Below are 21,792 nucleotides of genomic sequence, written 5' to 3' on the forward strand. Positions count from 1 at the left end.
AACCGATGCGCGGAACCGGCAAGGCCGAGATCTTCGTGATGCTGGCCCATCCCGTGGCCCATGCCAAGAGCCCCGGCATATTCAACGAGATCTTCGAGCAGAAGGGCCTCGACAGCCTCATGGTGCCCTTGAGCTGCCGCCCGGAGGATTTCGAGACCTTCTGGGCCGGCATCACGGCAGCCGAGAATATCAGGGGCGTGATCATTTCGGTGCCGTACAAGGTTGCGGTCTACCACAAATGCTCCGCCGCGCATGACCGCGCCGCGCGGGTTGAAAGCGCCAACTCGGTGCGACGGCTGCCGGATGGCAGCTGGTATGCCGACAATTTCGACGGCGTCGGCTTCATCGATGCGCTCAAGGCAAACGGACATCAGATCGCCGGCCGCCGCATTCTTCAAGTAGGTGCCGGTGGCGCCGGTGCCTCGCTAGCCTATTGTCTCGCGGAAGCCGGCGCCGACGAAATCCGCCTTACCGACATCGATACGGCGCGTGCCGGGAAACTGGCGGCGCTGGTTGGCCGCGCGTTCCCGAAATGCCGCATCCAGGTCGGAGAGGCCGAGCCTTCCGGCATGCATATGGCGATCAACGCCACACCTGTCGGCATGCATGCCGGCGATCCGCTGCCGCTTGACGTCAGCCGGCTGACCCCGGATATGACGGTCGTGGACATTATCATGGAGCCTGCGGAAACCGCTCTGCTGCGGGCGGCCAAGGGGGTCGGCTGCCGCGTTCAACCGGGACGCCCGATGATGGATTTCCAGGTCCGGGCGATGTCCGAATTCTTCGACATCGAAAGCAAGGACCGTGGCCATGGCTGAGACACCGACTGCCGTCGTCATCGGCGGCACGTCCGGCATCGGACGCGCTATCGCGCAGCGCTTCGCCGAAGACGGTTATCATGTGGTCGTCTCCGGCCGGGATGCGACGAGGGGCAATGAGGCGGCCGGCTCCTGCCAGGCGGCAGGCGCGCCGCGTGCGCTGTTTGTCCAGACAGATGTCGCAGATAGCGGCTCAGTCGAGGCTCTGGCACGGATTGTCAGCGACGGGTTCGGCACGCCTCACGTCGTCGTCAACTGCGCCGGCATCTTGCAGAGCGGCAAGTACGTCCTTGATCAGGATCTGGACGAGGACGAGAAGATGTGGCGGGTGAATTATCGCGGCACGCTGTTGGGGTGCCAGGTGTTTGGCCGGCTGATGTCGGCCGCCCGGCGAGGCGCGATCCTGAATGTCGGCTCGCTCGCCTCTTTCGCGCCGCTGTCGCTGCCGGCCTACACGCCGGGAAAGCATGCGGTCCTGGCCCTGACCCAGATCCTCGCCGCCGAACTCGGCCCGCATGGCGTTCGCGTCAATGCGGTCGCGCCCGGCTATACACTTTCCGATGGTTTGAAGACCAAGATCGCCATGGGTGAACGCAACCCCGAAGCCATACAGGCCACCACGGCACTGCGACGCTTCGTCGAGCCGCGCGATGTCGCCGAGGCGGCATTGTTCCTCTGCTCGGAGCGCGCCGCTTCGATTACCGGCGTCACCTTGCCGGTCGACGCCGGCTGGCTGGTTCAGGCGCCTTACGCACAATATCTGCAGGGAAATCCCATCCGGCAAACGCCGGCTATCTGACAAGGATAATCCAGTGAGCAATATCCGGCCAGTGAGCGACATCCAGCGCTTCGACTTCGATACCCGCATCCACCACGGCGTCATCCATAACGGCACGCTCTACCTCACCGGCCAGGTCGCGAGGCCCGGCCAGTCCGCGGCCGACCAGATGCGCGAGGTGCTCGGCAAGATCGATGCGCTGCTTGGCAAGGCGGGCACGGACAAGACCCGCATCCTTCATGTGCAGATGTGGCTGGACGACATCAGGGATTTCGACGAAGTCAACGCGGTGTGGGACGCCTGGATGCCCGGGGAGCACGCACCGGCGCGCTCATCGGGCGAAGGACGGATGGCGAAGCCCGGAATGCTGGTCGAACTGATCGTCACCGCGGCGGTTTGAATGGTCCTGCCGGTTCGGGCATCATCCCGAATCTGGCGAGAGGGAGACTGATGACGAAGCGCAAGCCGCTTTCCACCGTCGTGGCGGAGAGCCTGTCCGAGAAGATCCGTTCCGGACAGCTGCTGCCCGGCGCGCAATTGCCGACAGAGGCGGAGCTTTGCGCCGAGTACGATGTCAGCCGCACGGTGGTGCGGGAAGCTGTGGCGCGACTACGTTCCGAAGGCCTGGTGGTGCCGCAGCAGGGGCGCGGCATGTTCGTCAGCGAGACGCCGGCGCCGCGCAACTTCTCGATACCGGACGAAGCGCTCAGGACCTTGCCGGAAACCATTGCGCTGCTCGAGCTGAGGTTGAGCGTCGAGGTGGAGTCGGCGGGATTGTGCGCGGAACGGCGCACCGATGCGGAAGCCAGCGTGATCCGCACCTTGATGGAACAGGTCGACGCCCAGCAGGCCGATCCCGCCGTCGTCCAGATCCACTACGACTATGATTTCCACCTGGCGATCGCCAAGGCGGCACGAAATGAATTCATCCACGGTTTCCTAGGCTATCTCGGGCCGATGATCGTGCCGCGCTTCCAGCTCGGCTATCTGGTCACGCCCGAACTCAAGGACAGCTACTACGCGCGCATACACAGCGAACATAAGACGATCGTCGACGCCATCGAAAGGCAGGATGGCCGCGCCGCCCGCCAGGCCATGCGCAAGCACCTGCACAACAGCCTCGGGCGGGTGCGCGCCCTGGCCCGAGCCTCTGGCGTGGAGGCAATCGAAGCCGAGCAGAAGGCGGCGGCGGCCTCACTTTTCACCGACATGAAAAGGCCTGTCTCGACAGGCGGATGAGGCCTCGGCGAATTCGATCGCATCGGCGCGCCTGAGCCGAAAATTAGACATCCGTTGCGAAAGCCGTGTTTTTTGTTCCGTCACCGGCTGCGCGGGTTTCCCAAGGGTTGAAGGCGCCAGCTTGCCAGCGTTTCCCTGGGTTTTCGGCTGCTGCGGTTAAACCAACACCCCAAGGGATTTTGGAGGCGTTCGAAATTTTCGAAAGTTTATCTTTCCTTTTTGCTGGTTTTCTTGGTTTCGCGGCATCGGCCCGGGCCGCAAACTGAAAACAGACAATCAGGAAAGTCCACGTGACGACAGCCTTCATCACCGGTGCGACGAGCGGCATAGGGCGGGCCATAGCGATCGCGCTGAGCGACGCCGGCTACGACGTCTATGCGGTCGGACGCAGCCAGGCCGCGCTCAAGGAGCTGCAGGCACAGCGGTCCGGCATCGTGCCGATTGCCGTCGACGTCACCGACCGCGAGGCCCTGGAAGCGGCCCTGGCGGATCTCACCATCGACGTGCTGATCAACAATGCCGGGGTCATGCCGCCGCTCGGCAACTTCGCCGATATGAAGATCGCTGACATCGACACCACGCTCGAGGTGAACCTCAGCGCGGCAATCCTGCTCACGCGCCTCGTCGTCCCGCAAATGCGCGAGCGGCAGTCCGGGCATGTATTGTTCACCGGCTCCACAGCGGGCCACGCGGCATACTCCAACATTGCCGTCTATTCAGCGACCAAGGCGGCGATATCAGGCTTTGCAGCAGCGCTGCGCGCCGACCTCTCCCCATCAGGCGTACGCGTCACCGAGATCGTTGCCGGCCGTGTCGAGACGCAGCTCTACCAGGACATCCTCGACGCCAACGCGCGCGCAGCCATGTACGCCAGCAAAGTGGTGCAACCGGATGACGTGGCCAGGATGGTCGTCGCTGTGCTTGGGCTTCCCGCATGGGCCGACGTTACCCGTTTCGACATCATGCCGACTTGGCCAACCTCGCCAAGCGGTACCAAGTAAGGAAAACTGGGATGAAAGATCTTTCCGTTCTGATCGTTGGCGGTGGTGCCGGCCTCGGTGCCCTCTTAGCCGAGATGGCTGTCGAGGCCGGGGCGGCAAAGATCGGCATCATCGACATCAACCAGGAAGCCGCCGAGTCCGCGCTGGCGACCGCGAAGGCCAGCGGACTGCCTACCGCGACCGCCCTTTGCGACATCCAGGTAGGCCCACAGTGCCACGCCGCATTCGAGGCGATCGTTTCGAAACTCGGGCGCGTCGACACGCTGATCAATTGCGCCGCGATCTACCCTCGCCGCCCGCTCCTCGAAATCACCGACGCCGACTGGGATGCCTCCAACGGCATCAACATCAAGGGCACCTACCACATGATGGTGGCGGCGGTTCGCCACATGCAATCGCAGGAGCCGAAGAGCCACGTCCGCGGGCGGATCGTGAACCTGACCTCGGTCGACGCCTTCAAGGCGCATCCGCAGAACGCTCATTATGCGGCGACCAAGGCCGCCGTCGTCAGCCTTACCCGATCCTTTGCCCATCACGTGGCGAAGGACGGCATTCTGGTGAATTCGGTGGCGCCGGCCGGCATGGCGACGGAGAAGGCAAAAGCGCTCGGCTTCCTGGAGGAACTGGCCAAGGCGAGCCCGCTCGGCCGCGGTGCCGAGCCAAAGGAAATTGCCGAATGGGTGCTGATGACGGGCAGCCCCAAGAACACTTACATGACCGGTGAAAACGTAATTGTTTCAGGTGGTTACATATACGCCTGAGCCTCTTTCGCCGCAGGCGACTGAACTCTGGCAGTGCATGACCGAGGCAGTGCATGACCGACCGGCCACAAGCAGGGAAAGGAACGGGATTTTCGATGACCGGCAAGCTGCGCCTTCCCTCGCTGAATGCTCTGCGCGTGTTCCACGCGGTCGCGCAGCACAAGAGCTTTCGGCAGGCGGCGGATGAATTGCTGGTCACGCCGCAGGCCGTCGGACAGCAGATCAAGCTTCTGGAGGATACGCTCCAGGTAACGCTGTTCGAGCGTAAGGGCCGGTCGATCGAACTGACCGAGTCGGCCATTCTTCTGTCGCACTATGTCAAAGCCGGCTTCAACGAGTTTGCCGAAGGCGTTCGCCGCGTCACCAAGTCGAACTATCGGGACCGCATCAACCTGAATGCAAGCCCATACTTCGCCACGCACTATCTCCTGCCGCGGCTTTCGTTGTTCCGGGAAATCTTGCCGGGCGCGGATCTGCGCCTGACGACGATGGTCGACCTGCCCGATTTCGGGCGCGACGATATCGATATGACGGTCCAGTGGGGCTACGGCAACTGGTCCGGCTATGAAACCACGTTGCTGGTGCCGGATCCGAAGATCATCTGCTGCACGCCCGCGATCGGCGAAAGGATCAAGTCGGCGCATGATCTGACACAGTTCACGTTGCTCGACACCGTCAAGTCGAAGCGTCTGTGGCCGGACATATTGCGCCACCTTGGCGTGGAACTGACGGATGGCGACCGCAGCATCAGCTTCGACGACGCCGCGACCATGCGCCGGGCGACCTTGCAAGGCATAGGTGTGGGCTTGGTTTCCGTCATCGATGCCGAGGAAGATTTACGGGCGGGCACGCTGGTCGCGCCGATCGGCCGCGATGCCATTGCCGATATGAAGCCGGAGGAAGTCCCGGGCTTCTATCTTGTCGTCCCGCGCGGACATCTGCGTGTGAAGGCGGTCGCCGCACTTCACCGATGGCTGGCTCAGCAGGACTGGCGCGGCGACCTCACGATTTCCTCGTTACCGAAACCGGCCCCGCTTTCCGACTAGAAGCGGCTTCGAGACCGAGGCCTGAAAGACGCTTTTCGGGCCTCCAACAACAAGAAACCAAACAACCTCAACAGTGGAGACGGAACATGAAAATGATGAAATGGGGGGCTTCGGCCCTGGCCCTTGGCCTCGTACATTTTGCGGCGCCGGCGGCAAGACGCTCGAAACCGTCAAGGCACGCGGCATGCTGAACTGCACCGGCCATGACGGCTCCTATCTCGGCTTCGCCGAGGTGGACGACAAGGGCAACTGGAAGGGCATGGACATCGATCTCTGCAAGGCGGTAGCCGCGGCCGTGTTCGGCGACCCGGGCGAAGCTGAAGGTCGTTCCGATCAGCTGGGCCCAGCGCTGGCCGGCCTTGCAGTCCGGCGATGTCGACATCATCATCAAGGCCTCGGGCGGCACGCTCAGCCGCGACACCGAACTTGGGCTGCAGTTCTCCATGTCCTACTATCTCGGGACCACCAAGGTGATGGCGCACAAGGAGCTGAACCTCAAGTCGCTCAAGGATGCCGCAGGCGGCACGATCTGCATTCCCGCCGGCACCTCGCAGGAACAGCAGGTCGCTGCCTATACGGCCAAGCTCGGCATCAAGCTCGAACCGGTGCTCATCGAGAAGACCGAGGAGCTCGATCAGGCCTATTTCTCGGGACGCTGCGATCTTTATGCGCAGTGGGGTCCGACACTGGCCATTGCGCGCATCGCCAAGAGCAAGGTCGACGACCACGTCATCCTGCCCGACGTGCTCGCCGTCGAGCCTGAAGTCATGATCATGCGGCAAGGCGACGACAACTGGGTCGACATCGCCAACTGGACGCTGAGCACGCTGATCTTTGCCGAGCAGGAAGGTATCACCTCGAAGAACGTCGACGAGATAAAGGCCAAGCCGACCTCACCGCAGGTCGCCAAATTCCTCGGCGTCACGCCAGGCATGGGCAAAGGTCTCGGGCTCTCCGACGACTGGGCCTACAAGGTGATCAAGAACGTCGGCAACTACGGCGAAATCTTCGATCGCGATCTCGGCAAGGACTCGCCCTACAAGATGGATCGCGAACTGACCAATTTGTGGAACAATGGCGGTGTCCTGTTCCCGCTGGTTGTCGATTGATCCGTTCTGAACGCATCCCACTCCAGGTCCCGCCCGGCTCCCACCGGGCGGGACCGCGCGGCAATTCGGGAAGGATTTCTGAATGGTCAGCCTGCTGAGAAATCAAAAAGTCCGCAACGCACTGTTGCAGGTCCTGTATGTCGGCTCGATCGCCGCGATGGTGCTTGCCGGCATTGCGATCGCCAGACAGAACCTGGCGGCGCAGGGGATCACCTCCGGATTCGACTTCCTGTTCAAGTCGACGGGCTGGGACCTGAACTTCTCGCTGCTGCCCGCCACGGCGAACGATCCTTATTGGTGGTACTTCCTCATCGGGATCATCAATACGCTGTTTCTGGGAACCGTCGGCCTGACGCTGGCGACGATCGTGGGAACGATCGTCGGCCTGGCGCGGACATCCTCGAACGAATTGGCCCGGCTGCTCGGCCGCACCTATGTGGACATCTTCCGAAACATCCCGCTGATCCTCCAGGTTTTTTTCTGGTATGCCGTCATCACCCATCTGCCGACGCCGCGCGCCGCGCATGAGGGATGGGGCTTTCTCCTCACCAGCCGGGGGCTTTACATTCCGTTCCCCAATGTCAGCAGCGCCGCGCTCGCTGCGGCGACATTGGCTGTGATTGCAGCCATCGCGCTGCCGATCTGGCTGGGCAGGACATCGCGCCTCAGCCTGCCGGTCGGCCAGCGTGGCGGCATCCAGCTTGCCGGCGCGGCGGCGGCACTTGCCTGCGCGGCCGTCGTTCTGGTGGCCGGCCGCCTGGCCGACTTGCCGCTGCTCGATTTCCCGGCGCTGCAAGGTCTCAATCTGAGAGGCGGCCTGCGCATTCCGCCGGAATTTGCGACACTGGCCATCGCGATCGCCATCTATGGCGGCTCCTACATCGCCGAGATCGTGCGCGGCGGGTTCAAGGCTGTCGGCAAGGGCCAGGTCGAGGCGGCTCTTTCCCTGGGCCTCGGCCCGTGGCGGGTCTTCATGCTGGTACGGCTGCCGCTGGCACTACGCGCCATGCTGCCAATCCTCGCCAACCAGTATGTCTGGCTGATGAAGGCGACCACAATGGGGATCGCGGTGGGCTTCACGGATTTCTTCATGATCGTGGCGCTGACGATCAACCATTCCGGCCAGACAATCGAAGCGATCGGCATCCTGATGGCTGGCTTCCTCGCCATCAACCTCAGCCTCGCCGCCATCTTCAACCGCATCAACAAAGCAATCGCCCTCAAGGGCAACCAGTTGAGGGGGTGAGGGATGGAAATGGTCGTTGTCGCCCCTCCTGCCCTTGGAAAGATCGAGGATCTGAGGCGGCGCTTCTTTGCGACACCCCTGCAGGCATTGCTGTCGCTGGCTTCCCTGGCGATCATGGTCTTCCTGGTCTGGAAGCTCCTGAATTGGGCGGTTTTCTCGGCCGTCTTCACGACGAGCGGCGGACCCGAAGCCTGTCAGGCGGCGGCGGGAGCCTGCTGGTCGGTCATTGCCGCGCGATGGCGCATCATCCTGTTCGGCCTCTATCCCTATGACGAGCAGTGGCGGTCGGCCCTGGCTTGCCTGACCGTCGTGGTCATGACGGTGCTAAGTTGCATTCCGGCCTTCTGGACGGGTCGCCGCATCGCACTCGTATGGGGAGCCGGAACGGCGCTTTTCTACGTACTGATGAAGGGCGGCGTGCTTGGTCTGCCCTATGTCGGCGAGGAGGCCTGGGGCGGACTGGCGCTGACCCTGTTCATCTTCGTGACCACCTGCCTGATCGGCTTCCCGCTGGCAATCTGCCTGGCGCTGCTGCGCCGCTCCGGCCTGCCATGGATTTCCCGCACCACCGGCCTCATCATCGACGGGGTGCGTTCATTGCCTCTGATCTCGATCCTGTTCACCTTCGCCATCGTGCTGCCGTTCGCACTGCCGCAATGGCTGGTGGGCGACAAGCTGTACCGGGTGATCCTGGGCTCGGCCCTGTTTTTTTCCGCCTACCAGGCGGAGATCGTCAGAGGTGGGATGCAGGGCGTTCCCAGTGGGCAAGAAGAGGCAGCCATGGCGCTTGGCATGCGCTATTGGCAGCGCGTCGGCCGCATTCTTCTACCGCAGGCCATGCGCAATGCGCTGCCGGCGACGATCAACCAGTTCGTGATCTCGTTCAAGGAAACCTCGCTGGTGATCATCGTCGGCTTCTTCGAGATCCTGGCCTCCGGCAATGCCGCCTACGGCACTGGCGAGTGGCGCTTCGCCTACGTCGAGGTCTATGCCTTCATCGCCTTCATCGCCTTCATCTACTTCATCTTCGTGTTCAGCCTGTCCCGCTATGGCGCTTTTCTCGAGCGCCGTATGTCGGTCGGCGAACGATAGGGGCGTTTACGTGATTTCAGGAAGCTCGCCCCGATCCAGCGGCCCCGCGGTGCTGATCGAAAATCTCGACAAATATTACGGGACATTCCAGGCGCTGCGAAAGGTGAGCTTGTCCGTGGATCGCGGCGAGAGGATCGTCGTCTGCGGCCCGTCCGGCTCCGGCAAGTCCACCATGATCCGCTGCATCAACCGTCTGGAGCAGCACAATGGCGGCCGGATCACCGTGCTCGGCACCGAGCTCAACGACGATGTCGGCAACATCGACGGGATCAGGCGGGAAGTCGGCATGGTGTTCCAGCACTTCAACCTGTTTCCACACATGACGGTGCTGGAGAACTGCATGCTCGCGCCCATGATCGTGCGCAAGGTGCCGCGCGCGGATGCCGAGGCGACCGCCCGGCGCTATCTGGAGAAGGTACGCATTCCCGAACAGGCGATGAAGTATCCCGGTCAGTTGTCCGGTGGCCAGCAACAGCGGGTCGCGATAGCGCGTGCCCTTTGCATGCAGCCCGAGATCATGCTGTTCGATGAGCCGACCTCTGCGCTCGACCCGGAAATGATCGCGGAAGTGCTCGACGTCATAGTCACGCTCGCCTCCGAAGGCATGACAATGATCTGCGTCACGCATGAGATGGGTTTTGCGCGCCGGGTTGCCGACCGGGTGATTTTCATGGATGGAGGCGAGATCGTCGAACAGGCGCCTCCCGATGAATTCTTCACCTCTTCCCGCAACGAGCGCACGCGGCAGTTCCTGTCGCAAGTGCTTGGTCACTGATCGATGCAACGATCCCGCGTCAGGCCGCAGCCATGTCCGTGACTGATCCCGTCACCGCCTTGCGCGAGATGCTCGGACCGAAAGGCTGGCTTTCGGGCAGCGATGCCAGGCCCTATCAGCGCGATTGGCTCGATCGCTACGGCGTCGCGGCTCTGGGCGTGGCCAGGCCTGCGGACACCTCCGAAGTGGCCAGTGTCGTAAAGGCATGCCACACGGCCGGACTGGCGGTCGTGCCGCAAGGCGGCAACACCGGGCTTTGCGGCGGCGCCGTCGCCGATCGGCCGGATGCAGTGATCGTTTCGCTTTCGCGCATGACGGCGATCGGCAAACCGGACTTGGACAGCGGCTCGATCCTCATCGAGGCGGGGGCCGTGCTTGCCGCGCTGCACGAGGCGCTGGAACCGCACGGCCTGATGTTTCCGATGCATCTCGGCGCGGAAGGCAGCGCCAGGATCGGCGGCCTGGTCGGCACCAATGCCGGCGGCAGCCAGGCATTCCGGTATGGCATGATGCAAGACCTCGTGCTTGGCCTGGAGGTCGTGACCCCTGACGGGGCGATATGGAACGGGCTGCGCGCGGTGCAGAAGGACAATGCCGGCTACCAGTTGCGCAAGCTCTATTGCGGCGCGGAAGGAACGCTTGGCATCGTGACGCGCGCGATCCTGCGGCTCTACCCGATGCCGCGGCGGCAGGCGAGCGCGCTTGTCGTCATGCCCGATTTCGCCGCGGCGGTTTCGTTCGGCACCTTTCTGCGGGGCGAGGCGGGGGAATTCCTGACCGGCCTCGAGTTCTTCTCCGACATCGGGCTGGGACTGGCCCTCAAACACCTGCCCGACCTAGCCTACCAGTTGGAGGCACGCGGCGAGGTCTATGTGCTGGTCGAACTGGCATCGGGCGCCCCCCGTGTTCCGCTCGACGAGATACTGGCTTCGGCGCTGGAGTGGGGGATGGAGCAAGGCCTGGTGCTGGACGGAGCATTGGCGGCGACGGGCGCGCATCGCGCACAATTCTGGCGGCTGCGAGAGGAGCAACCGGAAGGACAGAGGCTGGAAGGCGAGCAGCTGAAGCACGACATCTCGGTGCCTCCGGGCGCTATCGCCCGTTTCGTCGAGGCCGGCGCAGAGATCTGCGACGACATTCTTCCCGGCGTGCGGATAAACCCATTCGGGCATCTCGGCGACGGCAACATCCACTACAATCTGTCGCCGCCGGAAGGCCGCGCCGGCTTTGACGGCAAGGCCGAGCGGTTCGCCGAGGCGCTATCGTCGCTTGCCACGGAAATGGGCGGCAGTTTCGCGGCCGAGCATGGACTTGGCCGCGCCAAGGTCGCCACGGCCGACCGAAACCGCAGTCCGTTGGAGCGCGAACTCATGGCGCGGCTCAAGGATGCATTCGATCCACGGGGAACGATGAATCCGGGCGTGCTGGTGCACGCTGCTCGGCAAAGAAAAACTTTCGAATAGACGGCATTTCTTGATTTCGCCCCGAACCGCCTGCGTGCACCTATGAACCGAAGGCAGGCTCGATCGACCTGCCGCCAAAGTGAGGATGTCGAAGCATGATCCGCAATGGCGGCCGCCTTCTCGTCGAGTGCCTGATCGGGCTTGGCGCGACCAGGAGCTTCGGCGTGCCCGGAGAAAGTTATCTGGCCGTCCTGGACGCGCTGCACGACACGCAGGGAAAGCTGGACTACACGCTTTGCCGCAATGAAGGCGGCGCGGCGTTCATGGCCTCGGCCTACGGCAAGCTTACCGGCTCGCCAGGCATCTGTTTCGTGACGCGCGGCCCAGGCGCCACCAACGCCAGCATCGGCGTTCACACGGCCATGCAGGACAGTTCGCCGATGATCCTGTTCGTCGGCCAGGTCGGCACCGACATGAAGGGCCGCGAAGCGTTTCAGGAAATCGACTACCGGGCGGTGTTCGGCACGGTCGCCAAATGGGCGGTCGAGATCGACGATGTCGCGCGCCTGCCCGAGATTGTGGCGCGGGCATGGACGACCGCATTGACCGGACGACCTGGTCCCGTCGTGGTCGCGCTGCCCGAGGACATGCTGACCACCATGACCGAAGCGGCTCCGCTCAGCGCACCGGTGGCCATTTTCGAGCCGGCGCCGGCGCCGGAAGCGATCGCTTCGGCCTTCAGGCTGCTGGCCAAGGCCGAGAGGCCGGTCCTGCTCATGGGCGGCGCCAACTGGACCGTGGACGGACGCGCGGCGCTACAGGCTTTCGCAGAGGTTTCCGACATCCCTGTCGTGGCGGCCTTTCGCTATCAGGACCAGTTCGACAACCATTCGCCGGTCTTTGTCGGCGAGGCCGGCGTCGGCATGGTGGCGCATGTCAAAGCCCTGCTCCGCGACGCCGACGTGATCCTGGCCGTCAATGTGCGTTTCGGCGAGATGACCACGGACGGCTATACGCTGCTGTCCGTGCCGTTGCCGCGCCAGAAACTGATCCATGTCCATGGCTCCGATCGCGAGATCGGCAAGATCTATGTGCCGGCCATCGGTATCCATGCCGGGCCGAACGCTTTTGCCCGGGCGTTGACGCCCGTCAAAGGCGGCTGGGCGGACTGGCGCGCGACGGCCCGCAAAGCCTATGAAGGGACATTCGGCGCGCCCGTCCAGCCCGGCCCGGTGGACATGGTGGAGGTCAGCGCCTGGCTGCGCGAAAACCTGCCTGCCGACGTCATTCTCACCAACGGCGCCGGCAATTTCACCGTCTGGCCGAACAAGTTCTTCAAGTTCGGGCCGGACGCACGGCTGCTCGCCCCGCAGTCTGGCGCCATGGGCTACGGCCTGCCGGCGGCAATTGCCGCCAAGGTTGCGTTTCCAGAACGCACGGTCGTCTGCTTTGCCGGCGACGGCGACTTCCAGATGAATTGCCAGGAACTCGGAACCGCCATGCAGGCTGGCGCGCAGCCGATCGTGCTGATCCTCAACAACGGCATCTACGGCACGATCCGCGCCCATCAGGAGCGCCACTATCCGGCGCGCGTTTCGGGCACGTCGCTCGAAAACCCTGATTTCGTGACACTGGCAAAGGCCTATGGCTTCCATGCCGAGCGGATCGAGGCGACGCGCGATTTCGCGGCGGCGTTCGATCGGGCGCTCGGATCCGTGACGGGAGCGGTCCTCGACATCGCCATATCTCCTGAAGCGCTGACGCCCCGACAGACCCTTTCCCAGATGCGTGACGCCGCGCTCGCTTCCCAGAAGGCCAAGGCATGACCTCCAAAGACGACATCCGTCTCGGCGCGGACATAGGCGGCACGTTCACCGACGTCGCGCTCGACCTCAGGGGAACGATCTTCTCCACCAAGGTGTTGACCAATTATGCGGCGCCCGAGCAGGCGATCCTGGACGGCATTGCCGTCGTCACGCGCGATGCCGGTATCGCGCTTGCCGAGATCGGCATCATCATCCACGGCACGACACTGGCGACGAATGCGCTCATCGAACGCCGTGGCGCCAAGACCGCGCTGGTCACCACCGAAGGGTTCCGCGATGTCATCGAGATGCGCACGGAAAACCGCTTCGAGCAGTATGACCTCGACCTGCAGCTGCCGGCGCCGCTAATCCCGCGCGAGCACCGTTTCACGGTAAAGGGCCGGATCGGCGCGGAAGGCCAGGAGCTTCAGCCGCTCGACGAAGCCGCCCTGGAAGGCATTGCCGACCGGATCGCGGCCGGCGGCTTCGGCTCCGTGGCGATCGGCTTCATCCACGCCTACACCAACCCTGATCATGAGCGCCGGGCACGCGCTATCCTGTCCCGCAAGCTTACCATCCCGATTTCGATCAGCGCCGAAGTCTCGCCGCAGATGCGCGAGTTCGAACGCTTCAACACGGTCTGCGCCAACGCCTATGTGCGGCCGCAGATGGCGGACTATCTCGCGCGTTTCCAGACCCGCTTGAAGGAGATGGGCGCCGAGTGCCCGGTCTTCATGATCCATTCGGGCGGCGGTCTGATCTCGGTGGAGACGGCCTCGGAATTTCCCGTGCGCCTCGTGGAGTCCGGCCCGGCCGGCGGCGCCATCTTCGCCGCCGACATCGCTAGGCGATTCGGCCTGGAAAAGGTCGTCTCCTATGACATGGGCGGCACCACTGCAAAGATCTGCCTGATCGAGGATTATGCGCCGCGCACCGCCAGAACCTTCGAAGTGGCGCGTACCTATCGCTTCTGCAAAGGTTCCGGCATGCCGATCTCCATTCCCGTGATCGAGATGATCGAGATCGGCGCCGGCGGCGGCTCGATCGCCTGGGTCGACGCCATGGGCCGCATCCAGACCGGTCCCGAAAGTGCCGGATCGGAACCTGGCCCGGCCTCCTACGGCCGCGGCGGCAGGCGCCCGGCCATCACAGATGCCGACCTGGTGCTCGGCAAGCTCGATCCCGACAATTTCGCCGGCGGCGCCATCAGGCTGGACACGTCCGCATCCGAACAGGCGATCCTGCGCGATGTCGGCGAACGCCTGTCGCTCGATGCCATGGCGACGGCCTTCGGCATCTGCGAGGTGGTGGACGAGAACATGGCCAATGCCGCCCGCGTCCATGCCGTCGAAAACGGCAAAAACATTTCCGACAACGTGATGATCGCCTTCGGTGGCGCGGCCCCGCTTCACGCCGCAAGGCTTTGCGAGAAACTCGGCATCGACCAGTGCATCGTCCCCAAGGGCGCGGGCGTCGGATCGGCGATCGGCTTCCTCAAGGCTCCGTTCGGCTACGAAGCCCTGGCATCCCGGCTGACGCGGCTGTCGCAGTTCAAGCCGGCCGAGGCCAATGCTTTGCTCGACGACCTCAAAGTGTCAGCCGAAAGCTTCGTGCGGGCAGGGGCCAACGGTACGATCACATGCGAAATCACCGCCTTCATGCGCTACGTCGGCCAGGGCTGGGAAATCCCCGTGCCGCTGCCGGACAAGCCGTTCGGCAACGATGCCGCAACCACGCTCGAGGATTTGTTCCAGGCGAATTACCAACGCTTCTTCGGCCGTGCCATCGAAGGACTTGGCGGCCTGGAAATCGAGATCGTCACCTGGTCCGTGAAGGCGACGGATGTCCGGCCTGCTGTCGCCAGGCACGAGCTGATCACCGGCAAGCGGACCACTCAGCCGGCAACAAGCCGCGCGGTGTTCGATCCGGCCAGCGGTGCGCCACGGACCTATGGCATCGTCGAACGGGAGGGGCTGTGCACCGGCGATCGGGTGGCGGGCCCGGTCATCATCGTCGAACGCGAGACGTCCACCGTCGTCACCACGAGCTTCGACGCCGTCATCCAGAGCGACGGCGCAATCCTTCTGATCCGCAAAGGCAGCCAGGCATGAGCGACATCAGTGAAATCCGCATGCAGGTCATGTGGAACCGGTTGATCTCGGTGGTCGAGGAGCAGGCCCTCACCTTGCTGCGCACGGCTTTCTCGACATCGGTGCGCGAATCCGGCGACCTGTCGGCGGGCGTGTTCGATCCCCGCGGCCAGATGCTGGCACAGGCGGTGACGGGAACGCCCGGCCATGTCAACACCATGGCCGAGGCGGTGCTGCATTTCATGAACGAAATCCCGCGCGAAACCATGTTCGAGGGCGACACCTACGTCACCAATGACCCCTGGTTGGGCACGGGCCACCTGCACGACATCACCATGGTGTCGCCGTCGTTCCTGAACGGCGAATTGGTTGCGTTCTTCGCCTGCACGGCGCATGTGGTCGATGTCGGTGGGCGCGGCTTCGGCGCTGACGGCAAGTCGGTCTACGAGGAAGGCATCCAGATCCCGATCATGAAGTTCGCGGAGAAGGGCAAGGTCAATTTCGATCTCGTCAGGATCCTGCGCGCCAACGTCCGCGAGCCGAACCAGGTCGTCGGCGATTTCTATTCGCTCGCCGCCTGCAACGAAGTCGGCCACCGACGCCTCGTCGACATGATGAAGGAGATCGGCCTGGCATCGCTGGACGGGCTTGGCGAGTTCATCTTCTCGCGCACACGCGACGCCATGGTCGAACGCATCAAGGCGATGCCCAAAGGCAGCTGGTCGAACGCGCTGGTGACCGACGGCTACGACAAGCCGGTGAAGCTCGCGGCGACCGTCACGGTTCGGGACGCCGGCGTCGAGGTCGATTTTACCGGTACCGACCCGATGAGCCGATGGGGCATCAACTGCCCGATCATCTACAGCAAGGCCTATGCCTGCTACGCGTTGAAATGCGTGGTGGCGCCCGATATTCCTAACAATGCCGCGTCGCTCGCCTTCTTCACCGTGTCGTCTCCGGTCAACATCCTGAACGCCGTGCGGCCGGCGCCGGTGGCGCTCAGGCACATCTTCGGCCACATGGTTCCCGATCTGGTGCTCGGTGCGATTGCCAAGGCGATGCCCGGCAAGATCCTTGCCGAGGGCGCCGGCGCACTGTGGAACATCCATATCTCGGTTCGGCCGGTCTCCGGCGGTTCGGGCCGCCGCGCCGAGGTGCTGATGTTCAATTCCGGCGGCATGGGCGCGCGCCCCGGTCTCGACGGATTGTCGGCGACGGCCTTCCCCTCCGGCGTCCATACGATGCCGATCGAGGCAACGGAGCACACCGGCCCGATCGTCATCTGGCGCAAGGAGCTGCGGCCCGATTCCGGCGGCGACGGCGAGTTCCGCGGCGGGCTCGGGCAGGTTATCGAAATCGAGGCGATCGAGGGCCATGAATTCGACTTTTCGGCCATGTTCGACCGCGTCAATCATCCCGCCCACGGGCGCAACGGCGGCGGGCCTGGAGTGGCCGGCGTGGTCAGGCTGGACGATGGCACGCAGATGCGACCCAAAGGTTGGCAGCATGTTCCGGCCGGCCGTCGGCTGATCCTCCAATTGCCGGGCGGCGGCGGCTATGGCGATCCGTCCAAGCGCAGCACCGAGGCGCGGGCGAACGACCGCTCCAAGGAATACATTTCGGAGAACGGCAAATGAGCTACATTGCCTCGCGCCTGTCTGCGGTGAAGCCTTCGGCGTCCATGGCTGCTTCGCAAGCAGCCAAGGCCCTGCGCGCCAAGGGCGTCGACGTGATCGATCTTGGCTTGGGCGAGCCGGATTTCCCGACACCGAGCCACATCATCGAAGCGGCGCATTTCGCCGCGAAGGCCGGCCAGACGCTATACACGGGTGCCGCCGGCACGGCCGAGGTGCGCGAAGCCGTGGCCGGCAAGTTCCGCCGCGAAAACGGACTGGACTACACGGCGGACGACGTCGTCGTGGCCAATGGCGCCAAGCAGATCATCTTCAACGCGCTGATGGCGACGCTGGAGTCTGGTGACGAAGCGATCCTGCCGGCGCCCTACTTCGTCTCCTATCCCGAGATGGTGAAGCTGCTCGGCGGCACGCCTGTCGTTATCGAGTGCCAGGAAACTTCGGGCTTCCGGCTGACGCCGGAGCTGCTCGAAAAAGCCATCACGCCAAGGACGAAATGGCTGTTCCTCAACATGCCCGGCAACCCCTCCGGCGCCATATATTCGCAATCGGACCTGCGGGCACTCGGAGCGGTTTTGGCAAGGCATCCGCAGGTGCTGGTGCTTTCCGACGAGATTTACGAGCACATCCTGTTCGACGGACGCGACTTCGTCTCCTTCGGCAAGGCTTGCCCGGAACTCAGGGACCGCACCCTGATCGTCAACGGCGTCTCCAAATCCTATGCGATGACCGGGTGGCGTGTCGGCTATGCCGCCGGGCCGGCGCCGCTCACCAGGGCGATGGCGACCATCCAGAGCCAGTCCTGCACGTCCGTCTGCTCGATCGCGCAAGCGGCGACGGTGGCCGCGCTCAACGGCCCCCAGGACGAGGTGGCACGCTTTCGGCAGGCGTTCGAGGCGCGCCGCGACCTTGTCGTCGACGGCATCAGGCGAATCAACGGTCTTACGCTTTCGCCACCGGAAGGCGCCTTCTATGCCTATATCGGCTGCGCCAGCCTGATCGGCCGCAGGACCCCAAAAGGCGTCGTGCTCGAGGACGACACGGCAGTGGCGAATTATCTCCTGAACGAAGGGCGCGTGGCCTCGGTGCCGGGCGCCGCCTATGGACTTTCACCCTATTTCCGCATCTCGACCGCGACCGGCGAAGAGGTGCTGACCGAAGCGATCGCGCGCATCAACGCCGCCGTCGCGCAAGTGGAGTAGATCATGCCGCATTACGAACGCATCCTGATCACCGGCGCGGCCGGCCGCCTCGGTTCGGAACTGCGAAAGGGGCTGGTGCCGCTGGCAAAAACGATCCGCCTGGCAGGCCGCGAACCGTTCGGCGATCTTGCTCCACACGAGGAAGAAGCGGTCTTCGACCTCGCCGATATGGAGGCGACGATTGCCGCCACCAAGGATTGCGACGCGATCGTGCATTTCGGCGGCGCACCACTCGAATGCGAATGGCAAACCATCCTGGATTCCAGCATCCGCGGCTCTTATCACATCTACGAGGGCGCCCGGAAACACGGCGTGAAACGAGTCATCTATGCCTCCTCCGTACATGCCGTCGGCTATCACGAGGTCGAGGCGCATATCGGCGTCGACGCGCCGGTCCGTCCCGACAGCCTCTATGGCGTGTCGAAGAACTTCGTCGAGAGCCTGAGCCGGCTTTACTGGGACAAGTTCGGCATCGAGACGGCGTGCCTGCGCATCTTTTCGTCCTTCCCCGAACCGGCGGACCGTCGCATGCTATGGTCATACCTCTCCTTCGCCGACTGTGTGCGTCTGGTCGAGACAGCTCTCACCGCGCCGCGCGTCGGCCATACGATCTCCTTCGGCCTTTCCGACAACAAGGTGAAAACGGTCGACAACAGCGGCGCCAACCATCTGGGGTTTTCTCCGCAGGATAGTGCCGAGCCGTTCCGCGCAGCGGTCGAGGCGAAGACGCAGATTCCGGATCCCAAGGCGCCATCGGTGAAGTATCTGGGCGGGTGGTTCTGCGAGCTTGGCCATCCGGACGACGAGCCGGCGTAGCTATCGAAATACCAATCCGCTAGATGGCGCAGACCGGAAGCCGAGATGCGGCAGGCGATGGATTCACGCATGGTGGCGGAGATCGAGGAGGTTGTCGGCGGCGCCGGCTTCGATGCGCCACGCTGACCACGGTCATGGATCAGATCTGGCAGCGGTACCTGCAGACGATGCCGGACCTTTCCGCGCCTGCCGTCGCCAAGTGGGTCGCGGAGCCGTTGAGCGTCCGGCACCCGACAGTTGCGCTGTAAAATTGATGATTTCGCGGACCAGGCACAAAAAACCGCCAAGACCTAAGTCTGGAACCTCCTGCCGCTCCGCGCGTTTCACGGCGTCCCGTTCGCGGACCCGCCCGGATATCTCTCCAAGCGCGCGAAAAAACCAGGAGCCCGCTTCATGCACGACAAGCTGTTTCATTCACCGGTCGCACTGTCGGTCGGCCTCGGCTTCAAGCGCGAGATTGCCTCGCTGGCCGAAATGCACGATTTCCTCACCAATTGGACCACCTCCCGTCGCGGCCCGCTCTACCGAAATGCGGTGAAGGCATGTGATCTGGCCGTTCCAGGTTATGTGAGCGTCGAGCAGGCGCGCCGGGCGTTGCTCGAATTCGCGCAAGCCGCGGGCATCCTGTGGCCGGACCTCGAGCCGGTGGCGGGCGTGCACGCCGTTGCGCGTGGTTATGGCGGCTACGCCGCCTGAAGATTGATGTTCCCCGTGGCGGCTGAAGCCACACCACCATAGAAAGCCCGGCTGGCCCCCAGCCGGGCTTTCCCGTTTCCGGCAGCTCGCAAGGAAATCGCAATCCTGTGGTTGGCCGTGTGCCTTGGGCGACAATCCCTGGGTGGAGTGTTGGGAAGAGCCCGCGCAAAAATCTTTATGACATTCCTATTTCTTTCCACTGCGCCCTGTCTCGAACCTTTATGGCGATTGGGTCCATATTCCCTTCAGAAAACACAACCGGTTCCGTCACCAAAGATGCGACGGGCCACTTTCGATATATTGCGAACTCTCCTGTCAAATCCGCAAAGCACAAAAGAACAAAAGGAATAAACAAAATGGATATAGCCGTTATCGGGATCGGAATTTTGTTCTTCGCTTTTTGTCTCGCCTACATAAAAGCTTGTGACGCGCTCTAGAGCGAGGCTGAAAAAATGATCGTCGACTATATTCTCGGTGGCGGCGTTACGCTGTTCCTGCTCGCCTACCTGACATACGCCCTCGTTCATCCAGAACGCTTCTGAAGGCACGGAAAGCCCACAGCCATGACACTGAACGGTTGGATACAGATCCTGGTCTACTGCGGGATCGTCATATTGCTGGTGAAGCCGCTCGGCGGCTACATGCACCTCGTCTTCAACGGCGACCGCACGCTGCTTTCGCCGGTCCTTCGCCCGCTTGAGCGCGGGCTTTATCGTATCTGCGGAACCAGCGAACGCGAGGAACAGCACTGGACCACCTACGCGGTCGCCCTGCTGCTCTTCAACCTCGCCGGCTTCCTGGTGCTTTATGCCCTGCAGCGTCTGCAGGGCAGCCTGCCTTACAATCCTGCCGGCATGACAGCGGTTGAACCAGGGCTGGCCTTCGACACCGCCGCCAGCTTCATGACCAACACCAACTGGCAGAACTATGGTGGCGAGAGCACGATGTCCTATCTCGTGCAGATGGCCGGGCTGACGGTGCAGAACTTCGTTTCGGCGGCCACCGGCATTGCCATCGCCATCGCGCTGATCCGCGGCTTTGCGCGGGCCTCCGGCAAGTCGATCGGCAATTTCTGGGTCGATATGACCCGCTCCACACTCTATCTGCTTCTGCCGTTCTGCATCGTGCTGACGCTGGTCTATGTCTGGCTCGGCATGCCGCAGACGCTCGGCGCCTACGTCAACGCCACGACGCTGGAAGGCGCGCAGCAGACCATCGCCGTCGGCCCGGTCGCTTCGCAGGTGGCCATCAAGATGCTCGGCACCAATGGCGGTGGTTTCTTCAACGCCAATGCCGCGCACCCGTTCGAGAACCCCGACGCGATCTCCAACCTGATCCAGATGGTGTCGATCTTCGCCATCGGCGCCGCCTTGACCAACGTCTTCGGCCGCATGATCGGCAACCAGCGCCAGGGCTGGGCGATCCTCTCGGCCATGGGCGTCATGTTCATCGCCGGTGTCGCCATCTGCTATTGGGCGGAAGCCGCTGGCAACCCGCTGGTGCATGCGCTGGGCATCGACGGCGGCAACATGGAGGGCAAGGAGACGCGTTTCGGCACCGCCCTGTCGGCGCTGTTTGCCGTCATCACCACGGCCGCTTCCTGCGGCGCGGTGAACGCCATGCACGGCTCGTTCACCGCGCTCGGCGGCATGATCCCGATCATCAACATGCAGCTTGGCGAAGTCATCGTCGGCGGTGTCGGCGCGGGTCTCTACGGCATCCTGATGTACATCGTCGTTGCCGTCTTCGTTGCCGGCCTGATGGTCGGCCGCACGCCCGAATATCTCGGCAAGAAGATCGAGGCCAAGGAGGTCAAGATGGCTATGTTGGCCATACTATGCCTGCCGCTGGCGATGCTGATCTTCACGGCCATCGCCGTCGTGCTGCCGACCGGCGTGGCGTCGATGGGCAATGCCGGCCCGCACGGCTTCTCCGAGGTTCTGTATGCCTACACTTCGGCGGCGGCCAACAACGGTTCGGCCTTTGGCGGCCTCAGCGGCAACACGCCCTGGTACAACATCACGATCGGCATCGGCATGCTGATGGGCCGCTTCCTGGTCATCATCCCGGCGCTGGCCATTGCCGGCTCGCTGGTGGCGAAGAAAACGGTTCCGGCTTCCGCCGGCACCTTCCCGACCGATGGCCCGCTGTTCGTCGGGCTGCTGGTCGGCGTCATCCTGATCGTCGGTGGCCTCACCTTCTTCCCGGCGCTCGCCGTCGGGCCGATCATCGAGCACCTGGCCATGGCTCACGGGCAGACCTTCTGAGACCGTCATGTCCT

22 protein-coding genes are annotated in these 21,792 nt (G+C 63.4%); 20 read left to right on the plus strand and 2 right to left on the minus strand.

Translation table 11 applies throughout. From position 1 onward, the window contains the following. The first annotated feature begins 5 nt into the window (after positions 1-5). From NKK51_RS18400 to NKK51_RS18415, 4 genes are read left to right on the plus strand one after another with little or no spacing between them, the layout of a single operon-like run. Complete coding sequence (locus NKK51_RS18400) at positions 6-818, plus strand: shikimate dehydrogenase family protein (protein ID WP_352554203.1); 813 nt, start codon at positions 6-8, stop codon at positions 816-818. After that, a complete protein-coding gene (locus NKK51_RS18405) occupies positions 811-1,617 on the plus strand; it encodes an SDR family NAD(P)-dependent oxidoreductase (RefSeq protein ID WP_352554204.1) in 807 nt (268 codons plus the stop codon). Before NKK51_RS18400 ends, NKK51_RS18405 begins: the two co-directional genes overlap by 8 nt. 31 nt (positions 1,618-1,648) lie before the next feature. Beyond that, the gene (locus NKK51_RS18410; protein ID WP_023810158.1) at positions 1,649-1,996 is read left to right on the plus strand and encodes a RidA family protein; all 348 of its coding nucleotides are present in this window, start codon (positions 1,649-1,651) and stop codon (positions 1,994-1,996) included. 50 nt (positions 1,997-2,046) lie between these two features. Continuing rightward, positions 2,047-2,835: a FadR/GntR family transcriptional regulator gene (locus NKK51_RS18415; protein WP_032908872.1), complete on the plus strand. Its 789-nt coding sequence runs from the start codon at positions 2,047-2,049 to the stop codon at positions 2,833-2,835. Between the two features lie 43 nt (positions 2,836-2,878). On the opposite strand, the gene NKK51_RS18420 is transcribed toward NKK51_RS18415, so the two are convergent. Beyond that, positions 2,879-3,142, minus strand: a complete 264-nt coding sequence (locus NKK51_RS18420) for a hypothetical protein (RefSeq protein ID WP_128303176.1) — start codon at positions 3,140-3,142, stop codon at positions 2,879-2,881. Between NKK51_RS18420 and NKK51_RS18425 the strand changes: the two genes are divergently transcribed. The 3 genes from NKK51_RS18425 (at position 3,126) to NKK51_RS18435 (ending at position 5,643) form a co-directional block, all read left to right on the plus strand. Then, complete coding sequence (locus NKK51_RS18425) at positions 3,126-3,836, plus strand: SDR family oxidoreductase (RefSeq protein ID WP_127290674.1); 711 nt, start codon at positions 3,126-3,128, stop codon at positions 3,834-3,836. The genes NKK51_RS18420 and NKK51_RS18425 overlap by 17 nt on opposite strands. Positions 3,837-3,847: 11 nt before the next feature. Further along, on the plus strand, positions 3,848-4,597 hold the full coding sequence (locus tag NKK51_RS18430) for an SDR family NAD(P)-dependent oxidoreductase (RefSeq protein ID WP_127271850.1): 750 nt from the start codon (positions 3,848-3,850) through the stop codon (positions 4,595-4,597). Between the two features lie 95 nt (positions 4,598-4,692). Next, positions 4,693-5,643 (plus strand): LysR substrate-binding domain-containing protein, encoded by a 951-nt coding sequence (locus tag NKK51_RS18435; RefSeq protein WP_352554205.1) that lies wholly within the window; start codon positions 4,693-4,695, stop codon positions 5,641-5,643. 67 nt (positions 5,644-5,710) lie between these two features. Here NKK51_RS18435 and NKK51_RS18440 read toward each other — a convergent pair whose 3' ends face one another. Further along, positions 5,711-6,031, minus strand: a complete 321-nt coding sequence (locus tag NKK51_RS18440; RefSeq protein WP_352554206.1) for a hypothetical protein — start codon at positions 6,029-6,031, stop codon at positions 5,711-5,713. Between NKK51_RS18440 and NKK51_RS18445 the strand changes: the two genes are divergently transcribed. The 13 genes from NKK51_RS18445 to kdpA all read left to right on the plus strand — a co-directional run bounded on the left by NKK51_RS18445 (position 6,003) and on the right by kdpA (position 21,778). After that, positions 6,003-6,752 (plus strand): type 2 periplasmic-binding domain-containing protein, encoded by a 750-nt coding sequence (locus NKK51_RS18445; RefSeq protein ID WP_352554207.1) that lies wholly within the window; start codon positions 6,003-6,005, stop codon positions 6,750-6,752. The two genes, NKK51_RS18440 and NKK51_RS18445, sit on opposite strands and share 29 nt — an antisense overlap. Before the next feature lie 82 nt (positions 6,753-6,834). Beyond that, a complete protein-coding gene (locus tag NKK51_RS18450; protein WP_127290670.1) occupies positions 6,835-7,998 on the plus strand; it encodes an ABC transporter permease subunit in 1,164 nt (387 codons plus the stop codon). Between the two features lie 3 nt (positions 7,999-8,001). Continuing rightward, positions 8,002-9,090, plus strand: coding sequence for an amino acid ABC transporter permease (locus tag NKK51_RS18455; RefSeq protein ID WP_352554208.1), 1,089 nt, complete (start codon positions 8,002-8,004; stop codon positions 9,088-9,090). Between the two features lie 10 nt (positions 9,091-9,100). Then, complete coding sequence (locus NKK51_RS18460) at positions 9,101-9,865, plus strand: amino acid ABC transporter ATP-binding protein (protein WP_128303174.1); 765 nt, start codon at positions 9,101-9,103, stop codon at positions 9,863-9,865. A 32-nt stretch (positions 9,866-9,897) separates the two neighbouring features. Further along, positions 9,898-11,328, plus strand: coding sequence for an FAD-binding oxidoreductase (locus NKK51_RS18465; protein WP_352554209.1), 1,431 nt, complete (start codon positions 9,898-9,900; stop codon positions 11,326-11,328). A 95-nt stretch (positions 11,329-11,423) separates the two neighbouring features. Further along, complete coding sequence (locus tag NKK51_RS18470; protein ID WP_352554210.1) at positions 11,424-13,094, plus strand: thiamine pyrophosphate-binding protein; 1,671 nt, start codon at positions 11,424-11,426, stop codon at positions 13,092-13,094. Then, positions 13,091-15,184 (plus strand): hydantoinase/oxoprolinase family protein, encoded by a 2,094-nt coding sequence (locus NKK51_RS18475; protein ID WP_352554211.1) that lies wholly within the window; start codon positions 13,091-13,093, stop codon positions 15,182-15,184. The genes NKK51_RS18470 and NKK51_RS18475 overlap by 4 nt, the downstream gene beginning before the upstream one ends. After that, on the plus strand, positions 15,181-16,800 hold the full coding sequence (locus NKK51_RS18480; protein WP_352440890.1) for a hydantoinase B/oxoprolinase family protein: 1,620 nt from the start codon (positions 15,181-15,183) through the stop codon (positions 16,798-16,800). The genes NKK51_RS18475 and NKK51_RS18480 overlap by 4 nt, the downstream gene beginning before the upstream one ends. Further along, positions 16,797-17,999 (plus strand): pyridoxal phosphate-dependent aminotransferase, encoded by a 1,203-nt coding sequence (locus tag NKK51_RS18485; protein WP_352554212.1) that lies wholly within the window; start codon positions 16,797-16,799, stop codon positions 17,997-17,999. The genes NKK51_RS18480 and NKK51_RS18485 overlap by 4 nt, the downstream gene beginning before the upstream one ends. Before the next feature lie 3 nt (positions 18,000-18,002). Beyond that, positions 18,003-18,815: an NAD-dependent epimerase/dehydratase family protein gene (locus tag NKK51_RS18490; RefSeq protein ID WP_352554213.1), complete on the plus strand. Its 813-nt coding sequence runs from the start codon at positions 18,003-18,005 to the stop codon at positions 18,813-18,815. A gap of 393 nt (positions 18,816-19,208) precedes the next feature. Further along, on the plus strand, positions 19,209-19,511 hold the full coding sequence (locus NKK51_RS18495; protein WP_023810142.1) for a DUF982 domain-containing protein: 303 nt from the start codon (positions 19,209-19,211) through the stop codon (positions 19,509-19,511). Between the two features lie 452 nt (positions 19,512-19,963). Further along, the gene (locus NKK51_RS18500) at positions 19,964-20,053 is read left to right on the plus strand and encodes a potassium-transporting ATPase subunit F (protein WP_128303167.1); all 90 of its coding nucleotides are present in this window, start codon (positions 19,964-19,966) and stop codon (positions 20,051-20,053) included. A gap of 21 nt (positions 20,054-20,074) precedes the next feature. Then, on the plus strand, positions 20,075-21,778 hold the full coding sequence (kdpA, locus tag NKK51_RS18505; protein WP_128303166.1) for a potassium-transporting ATPase subunit KdpA: 1,704 nt from the start codon (positions 20,075-20,077) through the stop codon (positions 21,776-21,778). The last annotated feature ends 14 nt before the right edge of the window (positions 21,779-21,792 follow it).

Source organism: Mesorhizobium sp. M0011, assembly GCF_040324155.1.
GTDB lineage: Bacteria > Pseudomonadota > Alphaproteobacteria > Rhizobiales > Rhizobiaceae > Mesorhizobium.

Excerpts from the sequence above, each read along its gene's own strand:
- NKK51_RS18400 (WP_352554203.1), top strand. The coding sequence starts at position 6 with ATGCGCGGAACCGGCAAGGCCGAGATCTTCGTGATGCTGGCCCATCCC.
- kdpA (WP_128303166.1), top strand. The coding sequence starts at position 20,075 with ATGACACTGAACGGTTGGATACAGATCCTGGTCTACTGCGGGATCGTC.
- NKK51_RS18495 (WP_023810142.1), top strand. The coding sequence starts at position 19,209 with ATGCACGACAAGCTGTTTCATTCACCGGTCGCACTGTCGGTCGGCCTC.
- NKK51_RS18475 (WP_352554211.1), top strand. The coding sequence starts at position 13,091 with ATGACCTCCAAAGACGACATCCGTCTCGGCGCGGACATAGGCGGCACG.
- NKK51_RS18465 (WP_352554209.1), top strand. The coding sequence starts at position 9,898 with ATGTCCGTGACTGATCCCGTCACCGCCTTGCGCGAGATGCTCGGACCG.
- NKK51_RS18415 (WP_032908872.1), top strand. The coding sequence starts at position 2,047 with ATGACGAAGCGCAAGCCGCTTTCCACCGTCGTGGCGGAGAGCCTGTCC.
- NKK51_RS18490 (WP_352554213.1), top strand. The coding sequence starts at position 18,003 with ATGCCGCATTACGAACGCATCCTGATCACCGGCGCGGCCGGCCGCCTC.
- NKK51_RS18455 (WP_352554208.1), top strand. The coding sequence starts at position 8,002 with ATGGAAATGGTCGTTGTCGCCCCTCCTGCCCTTGGAAAGATCGAGGAT.
- NKK51_RS18440 (WP_352554206.1), bottom strand. The coding sequence starts at position 6,031 with ATGATGATGTCGACATCGCCGGACTGCAAGGCCGGCCAGCGCTGGGCC.
- NKK51_RS18435 (WP_352554205.1), top strand. The coding sequence starts at position 4,693 with ATGACCGGCAAGCTGCGCCTTCCCTCGCTGAATGCTCTGCGCGTGTTC.
- NKK51_RS18500 (WP_128303167.1), top strand. The coding sequence starts at position 19,964 with ATGATCGTCGACTATATTCTCGGTGGCGGCGTTACGCTGTTCCTGCTC.
- NKK51_RS18470 (WP_352554210.1), top strand. The coding sequence starts at position 11,424 with ATGATCCGCAATGGCGGCCGCCTTCTCGTCGAGTGCCTGATCGGGCTT.
- NKK51_RS18480 (WP_352440890.1), top strand. The coding sequence starts at position 15,181 with ATGAGCGACATCAGTGAAATCCGCATGCAGGTCATGTGGAACCGGTTG.
- NKK51_RS18430 (WP_127271850.1), top strand. The coding sequence starts at position 3,848 with ATGAAAGATCTTTCCGTTCTGATCGTTGGCGGTGGTGCCGGCCTCGGT.
- NKK51_RS18450 (WP_127290670.1), top strand. The coding sequence starts at position 6,835 with ATGGTCAGCCTGCTGAGAAATCAAAAAGTCCGCAACGCACTGTTGCAG.
- NKK51_RS18420 (WP_128303176.1), bottom strand. The coding sequence starts at position 3,142 with ATGAAGGCTGTCGTCACGTGGACTTTCCTGATTGTCTGTTTTCAGTTT.
- NKK51_RS18405 (WP_352554204.1), top strand. The coding sequence starts at position 811 with ATGGCTGAGACACCGACTGCCGTCGTCATCGGCGGCACGTCCGGCATC.
- NKK51_RS18485 (WP_352554212.1), top strand. The coding sequence starts at position 16,797 with ATGAGCTACATTGCCTCGCGCCTGTCTGCGGTGAAGCCTTCGGCGTCC.